This is a genomic window from Bergeyella anatis, assembly GCF_036016955.1.
Taxonomy (GTDB): domain Bacteria; phylum Bacteroidota; class Bacteroidia; order Flavobacteriales; family Weeksellaceae; genus JAYWXI01.
This window is the reverse complement of the sequence record NZ_JAYWXI010000105.1, coordinates 1-556: the sequence shown is the minus strand read 5'-3', so window position 1 is coordinate 556 and position 556 is coordinate 1. Positions and strand designations below refer to the sequence as shown.

1 pseudogene is annotated in these 556 nt (G+C 33.6%); it reads left to right on the top strand.

From position 1 onward, the window contains the following. Nucleotides 1-130: 130 nt before the first annotated feature. Nucleotides 131-556, top strand: a pseudogene (locus tag VQ048_RS12455) (PRTRC system protein B); the annotation flags it as partial.

The following is a 556-nucleotide window of genomic DNA, read 5'->3' as shown; positions in this document are numbered from 1 at the left end:
CGAGCCTACTATTTATAGAAACTTTACGAAGAATTACAAAAAAGATACACGCAACTTTGATTTTGAGAGAAGACTATTTGAAAGTATTTCAGAAACCTATCATTTATTCAACTAAAAACCCTAACAGAAAATGAAGAATATACAAGATTTAACCGAACAAATAGAGCCTATTTTTTACCCCAAAAATGCTTTTGTTATTTATCAAAACGAAAATAAATCACAAACTTATATAGAACATTTTGATATTGACCAGCAAGGCAGAATGATGAATGCCCACCCTTTGAGTGTAAGGGAGAGCGAAAATTTATCGAAAGCCTTAACCACCAAAGAAGAAAGAGATAAAACTTTTTTAAAGCCAAAGGGAATAATCCCCACCAATGTACTGCACATCAACCCAAGTAAAAAAGGCAGTTTGATATGGTACACCAAAGAACAAAAGAGAACTCTATATTTTGTGGAAAGTTTAGAGATACCAAGCGGAACGGCTTATACTCCTCCGTTATTATGGAAAGCGACTAAGCAAAGTTTGAGTATATACGCTTTAAAATCTAACCGC